Origin of the sequence: Streptomyces sp. NPDC088387, assembly GCF_044753385.1 — a bacterium.
Taxonomy (GTDB): domain Bacteria; phylum Actinomycetota; class Actinomycetes; order Streptomycetales; family Streptomycetaceae; genus Streptomyces.
In genome coordinates this window covers 145,977-159,327 of sequence record NZ_JBIVNC010000013.1, presented here as the reverse complement: position 1 = coordinate 159,327, position 13,351 = coordinate 145,977, and the positions used below count along the sequence as shown (strand labels likewise).

Genomic DNA, 13,351 nt, shown 5'->3' with positions numbered 1-13,351 from the left:
CGTCACGGTCCGGCGGCTGACGTTCGGTGTCGCCAGGAGCGCCTGAGGTCGAGGCACTTCTGGAAGGACATTCCGATGAACACAACACCCTTCACATCCGGCCTGAGCGAGAACGCGGTGCAGATCACGCGCGTCGCGGACTGGCAGTGGCACGCACTGGACGACGACCTGGTGGTCGGCCGCGCGCATGCGTTGCACCGGCCCGACGGACGCCTGTTCGTCAGCGTCGACGCCTGGCAGGGCGCCGCTTTCGACAAGCTCGCCGAGGTGATGGTGGCCGAGCTGCCGGCGCCCCTGTACACAGTGGTCGACGAAGCCGACGCAGAGCTGACGGCCGGTTGGCAGCGCGCCGGTTTCACGGTGCGGCGCCGCGAGTGGGAGTACGTCGTACCGACCGACCCCCAGGTCACCGGGCTCGACGCGGTGCTGCCGCCGTCAGGCGTGACCATCGTGCCCGCCGGTCAGGCGGACGAGAGGCTGTTGCGGGCGGTGGACCGTGCGATCCGTGCCGAGGTCGAGGCCACCGTCGGGTGGGACTCGATGCCCGCCGAGGTCGTTCCCCGCCCCGAGGGCGACACCATCGTCGACCCGTCGGCGTACGCGGTGGCCGCGGCGCCGGATCGCTACCTGGGTCTGATCCGGGTGGTGCGGGTGAAACGGCCGCGCATCGGGCTGCTCGCGGTCCTGGCCGGCGAGCAGCGCCGCGGCATCGCGCGGGCCCTGCTGGCCCACGCACTGGGGACGCTGCACCACGCCGGTTCCACCGCGGCCTGGACGGAGGTCCACGGGACCAACCACGCGGCCTCGGCGCTGTTCGAGGGCGTCGGCGCCCGGACGACGGGCAGCAACCTGGAGCTGGTGCGATGACGGCGAACAGGAACGTCATCGAGGTCGAGGGCAGGGTCGTCGAGTGCCTGCGCAGTGCCATGTTCACCGTGGAGCTGGAGAACGGGCACCAGGTGCTCGCGCACATCAGCGGGAAGATCCGCAAGAACTACATCAAGATCATGCTGGAGGACCGGGTGCTGGTGGAGCTCCCGCCGTATGACCTGACGCGCGGCCGGATCGTGTTCCGGTACCGCAACTGACGCCGGGCGATCGCGTGAAGGCGCCTTCTGAGTCGGACCGACCACGAACTCGGTGGTTCTGCCTGGCAAGGTCGGGGGGCGCCTTCCCTGCGTGGTGCGACGAACGGCACTGACGGCACACGCGTGTTGGCCGGTTGGCGGCTGTTCGCGGGGCGCCCGCAGCAACTACGTTGTGCGCCCGGCGCGTTGGGGGGTCTCGTGAACGGACTGCGGGCGGTCGTCGTCTGTCTGTTGGTGGTGTGTGCCGCTGTGGTGTCACCCGTTACGGCCGCCCAGCCGGCCGCGGCCGTGAGGCCGGGCTGGTCGGCCCTGGCCGTGCCACCGGCGACTCCACCGATGGCGGTGTCCGATCTGGCCGCCCGTGGGTCGCGCGAGGCGTGGGCGACGGGGAACGAGCAGACCACCGACGGCATGCGGCCGATGCTGTACCGGTGGGACGGCACGGCGTGGAGCCGGGACACCACCTTCCCCGGCGCCGACGAACCGGGCCGGCTCGGCAAGGTGCAGTTCGTGGGCGACGAGGTGTGGATCTTCCACAACCGAGGGGGATCGGGCGAGATCCTCCGCCGGTCGGCACAGGGCTGGACCGCCCTCCCTCTCCCCCAAGACCTGTGGGTCTACCAGGACTTCGCCGCCGTACCGGGTGCCGCGTGGGTGGTGGGTGAGGACGACACCGGACTGAAGCTGCTGCACTACGACGGCTCCGGCTGGTCCGAACAGCCGGCCCCGGACGGCGTGTTGTTCGTCGACGGCATCACGGCCCGCACCGCCACCGACGCCTGGGCCTCGGCGCTCACCAGCACCGGAAACGCCGTCCTCCACTGGGACGGCACGGCATGGCGGAACGCCGACGCCCCGCTGCCGCCCAACAGCAACGTGCACACCATCCTCGTGAACCCGTCCGGCCGGGTCACTGCCGGTGGCAGCCAGTACACCGACGGCGTGGCCCGCACCTACGTGATCACCTTCAACGGACGTACCTGGCAGACGACTTACCCCGACGTGCCGGGCGACACGTACACGGAGGGCATGGTGCGCGGACCGGACGGAGCGTTGTGGCTGCCGGTGCGCAGCGACCGCGCGTTCCAGTCGAAGTACGCACGCATCGCCGGCCCACGCACGACCTTCTCGTACGGCCCGGAGCGCACCAACGCGATCGACGTCAAACCCCGTGCGCTGGCACGGGCGGGGCGGTCGCTGATGTCCTTCGGGACGGTGGAGATCTACGGCTCGAAGGCGAATCTCATGAGCGAGCGGCTGGGAGGCTGACCATGGCACGTCCACGTCGACTGCGTCCACGTCGGCCACTGCGTCCACGTCGGCTTCTCGGCACCGCGCTCGCTGCCGCCGTGGCGCTGCTGACCCTCGTGACGTCGGCCACGGCGAACACCCTGTCCTGGCAGCACGTTCCGGTGCCGGCGCAGGTACGCCCGCAGGCCGGGCTCAACGAGGCCGTGGCGTTCGGGCCGGACCTGGCATGGGCGGTGGGTGCCGACGCCGTCGGCCGCGAGGCCCCGGGCTTCCCGCTGATGCTGCGCTGGGACGGCACGGCCTGGCGGCGCCAGGCGCCGGCGGGAGTCGGCTGGCAGGGCGAGCTGCTCTCCGTCGCCGGAACCTCTCCGAGCGCGCTCTGGGCGGTGGGCCGCGACGCGGCGGGCGGCGCCCGTCTGCTGCACTTCGACGGCACGACCTGGCGCGAGAACCGGCCACCGGACGGTGTTGCGCTGACCAAGGTCGTCGCCGGCGCCGGTGAGGTGTGGCTGATCGGTTCGCGTGCGGGCACGCAGATTCTGCTGCGCCGGGACGGACGCGGCTGGCAGGACGTTCCGCCGCCACCGGGATCCGTGTACGGCCTGCACATCCTGGCGGCCGACGACGTCTGGGCCGCGGGCGCCACCGGCTCGGGTGCGACCGTCTCGCACTGGAACGGACAGGAGTGGCAGCAGACGGTCGTGGACAGGTTCCCGCGCTCCGCTCTGAGCAGTGTGCTCGTGGTGTCGCCGACGGAGGTGTGGGCGGGTGGCACGGCCGGGTTCGTCGGCGGTCCGCCGGGGCGGCCGATTCCGCCGCTCCTCGTCCGGTTCGACGGGCAGTCGTGGAGCAGGGTGAGTGTGGGCGCGGACTTCGGTTCGGTCGACTCGCTGGCACCGGCCTCGTCCGGCGCGCTGGCCTGGGTCTCGGTGGGCCGCTCACAGAAGTGGGGGCCGCCGGGCAGCAATCCGCCGCTTGTCCCCGGGCCGGACTTCCTTGCCTGGAACGGGCAGTCGTTCACCGAGTACAGCGAGCCGGGCGTGGCCGGTGAGGGCGATTCCAGAACGCTGCGGATGGCTCCCGTGCCGGGCACGGCGACGGTGTGGTCGGTCGGGCGTGCTGACGGTCCCGAGGTCACCTTCGCTCCGCGCATTCTGCGGTTCGGCTGAGCCGTCTCGGCTGCCGGTGGCATTCGGTGTGAGCTGCGGCGGGTTCGTCGGCGGAGGCAGGCGCGCTTGCTCGGGCGGCGGAGGCAGCCTCCCGCGGCCACGGAGGGTGTCGGGAGGCGGGGTGTGTCACGGACGCGGGCTGTGTCACGACGCGGGGGTCGTCTCGTCGAAGCTGGACCGGTTCGCGCAGATCTCGTCGTGGTGAGTGCCCGCCCAGTCGATCAGGACGGTGACGGCGTCGAGCAGGGTGGCGCCCAGTTCTGTCAGCGCGTACTCGACCCGCGGGGGCACTTCGGGATAGGCGTTGCGGGTGACGAGGCCGTCGCGCTGGAGCTGGCGCAGGGTGTGGGTGAGCATGCGCTGGGAGATGCCCGTGACGGAGCGCTGTAGATCCGTGTAGCGGACCGGGCCGTGCTCGAGTGTGCCGATCACCAGCACGGTCCATTTGTCGCCGGCCCGGTCCAGGATGTGGCGGATGCCTTCGCCCTTTTCGAGGGGCCAGCGGCCGCAGGGTCCCGCCGGGAGGGCGGCCCGTTCCTGTGTCGTGTTGTGGTGCACAAGCCGCCTGCCTTCTGGTCGCGCACATGAATGTGCCTTTTGTAAGCCGTTCCATGCTGACTCATCATGGGGCTACGCACCAATTGTATGAAGCCAGGTCACAGGCTTCGCGGTGCGCCGGGTGAGACCTGCCCGAGTTCCAAGGTCCGGTGGGGTTCCGCCCGCCGCCCTCTCCCTTTCCCTTTCCTTTGTCCAGGAGAAGATCATGCTGATGCGTGCCGCCACCGTCTCCCGTTTCGGCGGGCCCGCTGCCGTGGAGATCACCGAACATCCGATACCCGCGCCGGGTCCGGGGCAGGTGCGGGTGAAGGTGACGGCGGCCGCGCTGAACCCCGTGGACGCCGCCATGCGCTCCGGTGTTTTCGGCGGTACGGAGCGCATTGGCCTCGGTTTCGACGTGGCCGGCAGTGTCGACGCCGTCGGGGCGGGCGTCTCCTGGTCGGCCGGTGACCGGGTCATCGCCCTGGCGACGGGCCACCACAAGCCGCTCGGCACGCACGCCGACTACGTCCTGCTGGACGGCGGCATCCTCGCGCCCGCTCCCACGACACTGGACGACGTCCACGCGGCGACGCTCCCGCTGAACACGACCACGGCCGCCCAGGCGCTGCGGCTTCTCTCCCTGTCCCCCGGGCAGAGCCTGCTGGTGACCGGAGCGGCGGGCGGCGTCGGCGCCCACACCGTGGAACTCGCCCATCGGCGGGGGCTGAAGGTCACCGGGACCGACTCAGCCGTCTTCGAGGAGTATCTGGTCTCCCGGGGTGCGGACCACTTCCTGCCCCGGGGGCAGGCACCGGCGGCGGGCTGCTTCGACGGCGTGCTCGACGCGGCGGGACTGGGGTCCGACGCGCTCGCCGCCGTCCGCGACGGTGGCGTCTACGCCGGTCTCTGGCCCGGCCGGGAACCGGGGGTCGAGCGCGGGATCCGCGTCGGCGCGCTGAGCGTGCAGGCGGACGGCACCCTGCTCGCCGAGTTGTCCGCGCTCGCGGACCAGGGTGTGCTGCGGACCCGTGTCGCGCACACCTTTCCGCTCGACTCCGCGGCCGAGGCCCATGAACGGCTGGCAGGCGGAGCGCTGCCCGGACGGATCGTGCTCGTCCCCTGAGGCCGGGACCCGCGCAGCCGGGCCCTGGTGCCGAGCACACGTGGACGCCACGGCACCAGGGCACACACCCGGCGTACTCCGAGGTCACAGACCCCGCATCAGTCGCAGCGGATGTCTGGCGTGCTCAGGGTGTATTTGACCCCGCCCCGGGTCAGTGAACCGCTCAGGTGGATGCACTCGTTGGTGGCGTCGAACCAGGTGTAGAGCGGGCCGGCGTAGTAGTGGTAGTTGACCGGGTGCTCGGGGGGCGGGTCGGCGATGTAGTCGCCGCTCTCGTCGTGGAGGTAGAGCTTGATGTTCGAGGCCAGACCGTCGTAGGGGCTGGACCAGAACTTCGCGCAGTTGCGTTTGGTCGAGGAGTTCCAGTAGGTCCGCGCGTAGCCGCCGCCGCTGGTTCCCGACGGGCTCTTGGCCCAGTACGTCTTGCCGTCCCAGCTGCCGGTGCACTCGGCGGCTGCGGGAGCGGCGGTCGCCCCCGCCGGTGCCGCCTGTGCGGTGGGGGCGGCCACCAGGCCCAGCATCAGGGCCATGACGCCGAGGCCCAGCAGCTGTGTTCTGCGCAAACGCTTCATCCGTACTCCCGCGTGAGATGTCGCTTATCCGGGACATGACAGTCAGTGGTCGGAATACTCCACCTCCCGCGGGGCCGGCACCGGCTTTTCACGAAATCTCCGCCGGGGTGCGCCGCTCGCCGACGGTCTCGCAGGCCGGTCCCCCCGGGCAATCGATGTGTGGAAGCGGGCCGGGACGGGAAGGCCACGTTCGTCGTCCGGCCCACGACTCGGTCGGCACTCTGTCGACCGTCTCACCAGTAACGACCGGGCGACTCAACACCTGCTCACCGGCGTCCAGTTGTGGCGCCACCCGCACACTCGACGGCGAGGAGAGTCGCCATGCGGACCGGCATCGTCACCACAGCAGGGCCCGGTGTGGATGACCTGGCCGCCCGCGCGGAGGAACTCGGCTTCGACAGCTTCTGGGTGTACGACACCCCGATGGTCCACGGCGATCCGTTCGTGAGCCTCGCGCTCTGCGCCAGGGCGACCCGCCGGATCAGACTCGGCATCGGGGTCACGTCGCCGGGTCTGCGTTCCGCACCCGCCGCGGCTGCGGCCGTCGGCAGCCTCAACGCCCTCGCTCCCGGCCGCATCGTCATCGGGGTCGGCACCGGCAACACGGCGCGCCGGACGCTCGGCATGCGGCCCACGAAGCCGGCTGAGCTTGAGTCGTTCACGGCCGCCCTGCAAGACCTCACCGCGGGCCGCGAGTGCGACTACCACGAGGGGTCCCGGTCCAGCAGCGTGCGGTTCCTGCACGCCGGGCCGTACGTCAACACCGAGGCTCCCGTGGAGTTCGTCGTGGCCGCGTTCGGGCTGAAGGCCGCCGGGGTCGCCGGCCGGCTCGGCGCGGGACTGATCTCCTTCGGACTGCACGACCCCGCCGCCTGGTCGGCCCTCGGCGAGGCCCGGCGGACGGCGGCGCGGGACACGGGGAACGCCGAGAGGACGCGTTCGTATCTCATGACCTCCCTGCATGTCCTCGCCGACGGCGAGGACCGCTACGGCGATCCGGTCAAGGACTCGATCGGGCACATCGCGCTCAGCGCACTGATCCTCGGCGCGGAGAACCCCGCCATCCGCGCGTCGCTGCCCCCGGCAGAGGCCGCTGCGGTCGACCGGTTGCTCCAACTGCGCGGCACCACCCCCACCGACCCCAAGCGTCACCAGTCGCTCTACCGCAACTACCTGGGTCGGCTCTCCCCCGAGGACCGCGAGCTCATCGTGCCGTCCCTGGTGGACACGTTCGGCCTGGTCGGCACCAGGGACGAGCTCACCGGGCGGATCAACGTGCTGGAGAAGTCGGGCGTCGACGAGCTGGTGATCCAGCCCGTGGTGGACCCGGAGACGGAGATGGCCGACCTCGCACGGCTGCTGGCCTGACACGCGGCGCGGGCCGGCCATCGGATCGTCCGTGCGGGCCGCGCCGCAAGGTGCTCCGCGCCGGATGCCGAGGAGCTCCTCGGTCGCTGGGAGTAGGTCCTGCGCCCCAGGCGCGCGTCGCGTGTGCCTGACTAGGGTCTGCCCCCATGGAGAGCACAGGCACGGCCCAGCGTCAGACGGCGGAGCGGATACGCGACACACTGCACCGGCTCGTCCACGAGCGGGACGTATGGGTGTCGACGGCACACCCCGATCACGGGCCGCACCAGGTGCCACTCTGGTTCCTGTGGGACGGGCGAGCCGTGTGGATGTGCACCGGTGCCACGTCCGTGACGGCGCGAAACGTCCACAAGGAACCGCGCGTACGTCTGTCGCTGCCGGACACCTTCGACGTGGTGCTCCTCCAGGGTGAGGCGGAGTGCTTCCCGGACCAGGAGGTGCCGGACGAGGCGGCGGAGGCCTTCGCCGAGAAGTTCGGCTGGGATCCACGCGCGGAGGAGAGTGCGTTTGTGTATGTACGCGTAGTCCCGAAGACAGTACGCGCCTGGCGTGGCGAGCCGGAACTACGCGGGCGGGTCGTCATGCGCGACGGGAACTGGGTGGCGTAGCGGCCGCCCCGCGCAGTCGGACTTCAGGAAGTCCCTCCGCGCATCGCATCCGGTGTCCGAGCCGGGTCCAGCGCGGACGCGGGTGGACGTCCGCAGCGGAAGTCCCTGGCCGGCGGCGGGGAAAGCGCGGCAGGCCCCGTAACTCCCCACAAGGCACGGCCGCTTCCCCGCAATTTCCCCAACATCAAAGGCTGCGCAAAGCCCCCACACCTGTAAGATACGAACTGGGCGGTTTGTTTGTCGTCATCCGGGGCACTCTCCGGAGATGCCTCCGGGACACCCCCAGGAGACAGCAGCCCGTCGAATCGATCTCAAGGAAGGGAGGGCGGCCACGTGGTGAAACAGGACCGTGCCATCCGCACCCGCAACAACATCCTTCAGGCAGCCGCGAAGATCTTCGAGGAACGCGGCTACCAGGCCGCCACCATCTCCGAGATCCTCACCGCAGCCGGTGTCACCAAGGGAGCGCTGTACTTCCACTTCGCCTCGAAGGAACAACTCGCGCTCGGCGTCCTTGAGGGGCAGGACCAGCAGTTCACCATCCCCGACCGCGTCTGCAAACTCCAGGAGCTGGCCGACGAGGTCCTGCTGCACGCCTACCGCCTCCAGACCGACCCGATGGTCCGCGCCGGGGTCCGCCTCACCATGGACCAGCACGCGGAAGGCCTCGACCGCAGCGGCCCGTTCCTGCGCTGGAGCGAGGTCTGCCGCGAGCGCCTGGAGAAGGCCCAGGCGCAAGGCGAACTCCTCCCCCACGTGAACCCCACCGTCACCGCCGACGTCCTCGTCGGCACCTTCGCCGGCATCCAGTCCATGTCCCAGGCCGTCAGCGACTACCAGGACCTGCGCACCCGCGCCTCCGACCTCCTGCGCCACCTCTTCCCCAGCATCGCCGTACCCTCCGTCCTCGCCTCCCTCGACATCACCCAGGCCCGCGGCGAAAGCGTCCACAGCGAGATCCTCACAAAGCTCCAGGCCGCCGCCGCTGCCAACTAGGGCTTGTCCGGTCGATCACCGCGTCGTCCGTCCCGGCTGAGTCGCCTGCCCCTGCCATCGCGTGCTGACCAGCGATGGCAGGTCGTACGATCGGTCCATGATCGATACTCCGACGCATCGGACCGTGCGCCATTTCTCGCAGGCGAACCCCGCCGGCCCCGGCTGCGACAGCGTTCCGGCCCTCTTGCGGCGGCTGGCGGATGCCATCGAGGCGTTGGGCCCCGCCGAGATCCAGGACGTGGTGATCGAGTCGGAGATGACCGAGCACGGCCCCTGGCGGTCGGGGACCGTCTACTTCCACCTGCCTGAGGATGAGGACTGATCCGGCCTTCACGCGCGGAGCCGGATGACATCTTCTTCCCGGCCCGACAAGTCCTGGCCGCGTGCGAGGATGCCGCTGTGCTGGACGAGATCAACACGGTGGACTGGTTCCGCGTGCCGGGCCCGCCGGAGTGGTACGAACCGGAGCGCGCCATCCGTGGTCTGCGTGCGCTGTCCGGTTCGGCGAACCTGGTGCAGGCGGCGGAGGCCGGCTCGCTGCTCGGCGGCGGCGGAATCGTTCATGACCACAGTGGCGCGGTCCCCCCGGCGGCGGCGGTGGCGGCACCGCTCCTCCTGGACATCGTCGAACAGAGTCACCCGGCGGCACAGGAGGTCGCGTTGGGGCTGCTCGACGAGGCCCTCTCCTGCTACCCGCATGCCGGGTACACACGGGTGCCCGCGCCGGACGGCACCGCGGTTCCCCTCTGCTGTGCCATCGCCGACCATCTGCGGGCTCGTAGCGCTCTCCTTGTCCGGCACGGCAAGCGAGGCAGGTCATTGCTGGCCGAGGCGGCCGCGCACTGGCGCTTCGAGGTCCGCGAGTGCGTCGCCGACGGGAGCGATACGGCGGCCTTCGGCAGCCTGGCCGGCAGTCTTCCCCACGGCGCACACACGGCGGAGATGCATCTCGCGGACGCCATCACCCTGTTGAGCGAGGTCACCCTCGAATACCCACCCGCTGACGGGTCTTGCGAAGCGTGTCTGCGGGTGGCCGCCCGGCGCCCCGGCGAACTGCCCCCGGGCGCCGTGCTGTTCTCGGCCGACTGCGGCGATCGCGAGCACTGACCTGCACCAGCTCGGGCACCGGCTCCGGCACTGACACCGGTCGGCTTCAGGAGCGGTTCTACGAGAGTGACGCGGCGAGCCGCATCACCGCCACCCGGCGACAGGGGGCGGCAACACCACGGCGCGTACTCAGCTGAACACCGGTACAGCCGCCTCGGCCGCAGCTCCTGTCCGCGCACCCGCAGCTCCTGTCCGCGCACCCGCGGCTGCCGGCCGGGGACGGCCGACGGGAAAGTCCGCGGGTCGGGCCGGACGACCGAAGTACCGGGCAAGGACCTCGTCCAGAACGCCCCCGGCGTCGTCCGAGGCCCACGCCACATAGCCGTCCGGCCGCACCAGCAGCGCCTCACACGGCGCATCGGCCGTGCGCTCGGCACGCACCACCCGCACCACCGGCCCCCACGGCCGCACCTGCTCCGCATACCGGGCGGCCTGCGCGCCGAACGTCACCAGCAGCGGCCTCCCCGCCCGGAGCAGCCCGATCACATCCGTGCCGTGCCCGCCGACCCGCACGCGCATGTTCGGCAGAAACCTTCCTGCCGAGCCCGATTCAGCTCCACCGCACCCCGGAAGGACCGTGTCCTGGCCGCTGACCATCTCCCCCAGCGCCCCCTCGTCCCGGCCGGCCGCCATCCGCCGCGCGAACATCAGCCGCAACGCGTCCCCCTCACGCCCCGGACGCATCAACGCAAGCTGGCCGCGCACACTCTCCACCACCCGCAACGCCTGCGGCCGCCGCTCCTCGTCGTAGCTGTCGAGCAGTTCGTCACCCGCTCGCCCCCGTACCGCCAGCGCGAGCTTCCACGCCAGGTTCAGCGCGTCCTGCACACCGAGGCTGAGGCCCTGCGCCCCCACCGGAAAGTGCGTGTGCGCGGCGTCCCCCGCCAGGAACACCCGGCCCCGCCGAAAGCCTGCCGCCACCCGCGCGAAATCACTGAACCGACTCAGCCACCGCACATCCCGCACCCCCACGGACCGTCCCACGATCCGCGACATCTCCCCCGCCAACTCCCCCGCCGACGGGGCGACTCGACGCCTGGGATGCGGCCCCGAACAGTCCAGCGTCTTCACATGAGCCCCCACGCCCGCGAGTTCATGCACCACCACCCACCCGCGCTCCGTCCGATGCCACCCCGCAGCAAGCGCCTCCGCGCCCTCCCAGCGCACCACGCCCGCCAGCCCCGACACCGTCGCCCCCCACTGCCGCGCCACAAAACCGCCCAACTCCCGCACCACGCCACGGCCTCCGTCGGCCCCCACCGCGAAGAGCCCCCGGAACTCCACCCGCTCCCCCGTCCTCCCCTCCGCCGCCACGGAGACCCCGCGCCCGTCGTCCGCGAGCTCCACCACCCGGAAGCCGCGCAGCACCCGCACCCCACACCCTCGTGCCCGCGCCTCGAACAGTCGCTCCAACTCCCCCTGCGGGCGCACCAACAGCGGCCCGGGTTCCCCCGCCGGCACCCTCAGGGACAAGCCACCCACCCCGCCGAACCGAAAACCGACCGCCGCTCCCACACCAGCCCCAACGGTCCCGGCTCCCACACCGTCCAGAACTGCGGCGGACCCGACGCCATCCAGCCCCGGTACCAACTCCCCCAGATAGCCCCGCCTCACCAGACCCTGCAAGGCCCGCGCATGCACCACCCGCGCCCGGGGCCACTCCGACACCCCCAACTCGGCGTCCACCACGACCACCGAGACCCCCAGCACGCCCAACTCCGCGGCGACCAGCAACCCGACCGGGCCACCCCCCACCACGACCACGTCCACATCCACCGCACCCGCACCCGCACCCGCACCCGCACGACTACATCCACGAATCGCCACGCCAACCCCCGTAAGCCCCACGACACACCCCACAACCAGTCGGTCACAACCCGCTGCCCATGCCGTACATTCATCGATCCGTGGCCTATGAACAAGCCATCCGCACCCCAAATCCCGCCACGAAATATACCGGATGCGCGGTTCTTTTCAAGGCCATCACAACACCTCGACTTGCCCAACACGTCGGCGCTGGTCCACGCCTTGCGCACCGCCACCGAGGCCGCCGCCACACCCGAAGACGCAGCGGACCCCTGGTCACCTGGGCGGACGGCCCCCGATCCGGTTTGTCGGCGGTGCCGCGGCTGTGCGATCCTCATGGCGTCGTCTGTCTGAAAGGGCTGGTCATGACGGTTGGCATGGTTGTCTTCGACTCCTCCTCGCGCGCTTCGACGCGGGAGCGGTAGTCCTACCTGCCCTGAAGCGGCCCCGGCGCATCCGCTTGGCTTCGAGCGGACCGGACAGGCCGTGCTGCCCTGCTCCTCGTCGAAGTGCTCTTCGTGCCCCCGCACGTTCGAACACGAGGAGTACCTGGTGCACAGCATCCACTGGACCGAGACCAACACCCCCGGTTCCGCACGCTGGCATTCCGAGAGCGCGACCCCGGCTCCCGTCCGTGTCGTCGGTGCCGACGACCGTATGAAGGCTGATACCGCGTACCGACTGGCCTGTGAAGGCACCGCGTTGCTGTGGAACGGCGACTTCCACAACGCCCGGCAGCTGTTGCAGGCGATGAGCCGCCGCATCGCCCGGAAACCGGTCCGCCCGGGCGACAGCCCCGCGGAGACCTTCCACCTCCATCGCCGGGCCCGTAGCCACCGGGCCCGCGTACTGGGCAGGCTCATCGTTCTCCTGGAGGACGGCTACAGCCTGAACCTGCGCAGAGCGCCCGATGTACGCCAGGCCTGCGCCGACGCGTACGGTCCGCAGTCCGAGCCGATCGCCGTCTCGCTCACCGAGCTGCTCGGAGTGACCGGGGCTCATCAGTGGCGCACCAAGGGCGTGGAGGTACCGGCCCTCGACGCTCGTGTTCATCCGCACTACGGCGTCTTCTCCCCGGTCAGGGGCGAATACGTCGACCTCGTCGCCGATGCGCGGCTCCCCGCGTGGACGGGCCGCCGCACCGCGTTCGATCTCGGGACGGGGACGGGCGTACTCGCGGCCGTGCTGGCCCGTCGGGGCGTCGACCACGTCGTGGCCACCGACATCAGTCCGCGCGCCCTGGCCTGCGCGCGCGAAAACGTCCACCGGCTGCACCTCACCGAGCGCATCGACGTCGTGGGCCCCGGCCTCTTTCCCGGTGGGCGTGCGGATCTCGTCGTCTGCAACCCGCCCTGGATTCCGGCCCGTCCCACGTCCGCCGTGGAGCAGGGCGTCTACGACCCGGACAGCAGCATGCTCCACGCCTTCCTGAATGGCCTCACCGCCCATCTCGAACCGGGCGGCGAAGGATGGCTCGTGCTGTCGGACCTGGCCGAGCGCCTCGGCCTCAGATCGCGCGGCGAGCTGCTGACCGGCATCGAAGCAGCGGGCCTGCATGTCGTGGACAGGACCGACACCAGGCCGCGGCATCCACGGAGCCGGGACACCACCGATCCCCTCCACGCCGCCCGCGCCGCGGAGATCACGTCGCTCTGGCGGCTGGCCGCGATCGACGACGGACGTCCGCTGCCGACCACCTGACCGTGCGCGCGGGAGCGTCGCT

General features: G+C 71.0%; 14 protein-coding genes. 11 read left to right on the top strand and 3 right to left on the bottom strand.

Going from position 1 to position 13,351, the window contains the following annotated elements; all coding sequences use genetic code 11:
• The first annotated feature begins 75 nt into the window (after positions 1-75).
• From ACIQAC_RS30535 to ACIQAC_RS30520, 4 genes are all read left to right on the top strand, one after another.
• Positions 76-867: a GNAT family N-acetyltransferase gene (locus ACIQAC_RS30535; protein ID WP_402196570.1), complete on the top strand. Its 792-nt coding sequence runs from the start codon at positions 76-78 to the stop codon at positions 865-867.
• Positions 864-1,088, top strand: coding sequence for a translation initiation factor IF-1 (gene infA / locus ACIQAC_RS30530; protein ID WP_402196567.1), 225 nt, complete (start codon positions 864-866; stop codon positions 1,086-1,088). Before ACIQAC_RS30535 ends, infA begins: the two co-directional genes overlap by 4 nt.
• A 198-nt stretch (positions 1,089-1,286) precedes the next feature.
• Positions 1,287-2,357: a hypothetical protein gene (locus tag ACIQAC_RS30525; protein ID WP_402196565.1), complete on the top strand. Its 1,071-nt coding sequence runs from the start codon at positions 1,287-1,289 to the stop codon at positions 2,355-2,357.
• Between the two features lie 2 nt (positions 2,358-2,359).
• Positions 2,360-3,508: a hypothetical protein gene (locus ACIQAC_RS30520; protein WP_402196562.1), complete on the top strand. Its 1,149-nt coding sequence runs from the start codon at positions 2,360-2,362 to the stop codon at positions 3,506-3,508.
• Positions 3,509-3,652: 144 nt separating this feature from the next.
• Here ACIQAC_RS30520 and ACIQAC_RS30515 read toward each other — a convergent pair whose 3' ends face one another.
• Positions 3,653-4,066 (bottom strand): winged helix-turn-helix transcriptional regulator, encoded by a 414-nt coding sequence (locus tag ACIQAC_RS30515; RefSeq protein WP_402196561.1) that lies wholly within the window; start codon positions 4,064-4,066, stop codon positions 3,653-3,655.
• 211 nt (positions 4,067-4,277) lie between these two features.
• Between ACIQAC_RS30515 and ACIQAC_RS30510 the strand changes: the two genes are divergently transcribed.
• Entirely contained in the window at positions 4,278-5,171 is an 894-nt protein-coding gene (locus ACIQAC_RS30510) for an NADP-dependent oxidoreductase (protein ID WP_402196757.1), read from the top strand.
• Positions 5,172-5,269: 98 nt separating this feature from the next.
• On the opposite strand, the gene ACIQAC_RS30505 is transcribed toward ACIQAC_RS30510, so the two are convergent.
• The gene (locus ACIQAC_RS30505; RefSeq protein WP_402196559.1) at positions 5,270-5,743 is read right to left on the bottom strand and encodes a hypothetical protein; all 474 of its coding nucleotides are present in this window, start codon (positions 5,741-5,743) and stop codon (positions 5,270-5,272) included.
• A 321-nt stretch (positions 5,744-6,064) separates the two neighbouring features.
• Between ACIQAC_RS30505 and ACIQAC_RS30500 the strand changes: the two genes are divergently transcribed.
• The 5 genes from ACIQAC_RS30500 to ACIQAC_RS30480 all read left to right on the top strand — a co-directional run bounded on the left by ACIQAC_RS30500 (position 6,065) and on the right by ACIQAC_RS30480 (position 9,822).
• Positions 6,065-7,111, top strand: a complete 1,047-nt coding sequence (locus ACIQAC_RS30500; RefSeq protein WP_402196558.1) for an LLM class flavin-dependent oxidoreductase — start codon at positions 6,065-6,067, stop codon at positions 7,109-7,111.
• Positions 7,112-7,257: 146 nt separating this feature from the next.
• Positions 7,258-7,719: a pyridoxamine 5'-phosphate oxidase family protein gene (locus ACIQAC_RS30495; RefSeq protein ID WP_402196556.1), complete on the top strand. Its 462-nt coding sequence runs from the start codon at positions 7,258-7,260 to the stop codon at positions 7,717-7,719.
• A gap of 333 nt (positions 7,720-8,052) precedes the next feature.
• Positions 8,053-8,715, top strand: a complete 663-nt coding sequence (locus ACIQAC_RS30490; protein WP_402196554.1) for a ScbR family autoregulator-binding transcription factor — start codon at positions 8,053-8,055, stop codon at positions 8,713-8,715.
• A 97-nt stretch (positions 8,716-8,812) separates the two neighbouring features.
• Positions 8,813-9,037 (top strand): hypothetical protein, encoded by a 225-nt coding sequence (locus ACIQAC_RS30485; protein WP_402196551.1) that lies wholly within the window; start codon positions 8,813-8,815, stop codon positions 9,035-9,037.
• 77 nt (positions 9,038-9,114) lie between these two features.
• Complete coding sequence (locus ACIQAC_RS30480) at positions 9,115-9,822, top strand: hypothetical protein (RefSeq protein WP_402196549.1); 708 nt, start codon at positions 9,115-9,117, stop codon at positions 9,820-9,822.
• 129 nt (positions 9,823-9,951) lie between these two features.
• On the opposite strand, the gene ACIQAC_RS30475 is transcribed toward ACIQAC_RS30480, so the two are convergent.
• On the bottom strand, positions 9,952-11,598 hold the full coding sequence (locus ACIQAC_RS30475) for an FAD-dependent monooxygenase (RefSeq protein WP_402196547.1): 1,647 nt from the start codon (positions 11,596-11,598) through the stop codon (positions 9,952-9,954).
• Between the two features lie 582 nt (positions 11,599-12,180).
• Here ACIQAC_RS30475 and ACIQAC_RS30470 point away from each other — a divergent pair.
• Positions 12,181-13,329, top strand: coding sequence for a methyltransferase (locus ACIQAC_RS30470; RefSeq protein ID WP_402196545.1), 1,149 nt, complete (start codon positions 12,181-12,183; stop codon positions 13,327-13,329).
• Positions 13,330-13,351: the final 22 nt, after the last annotated feature.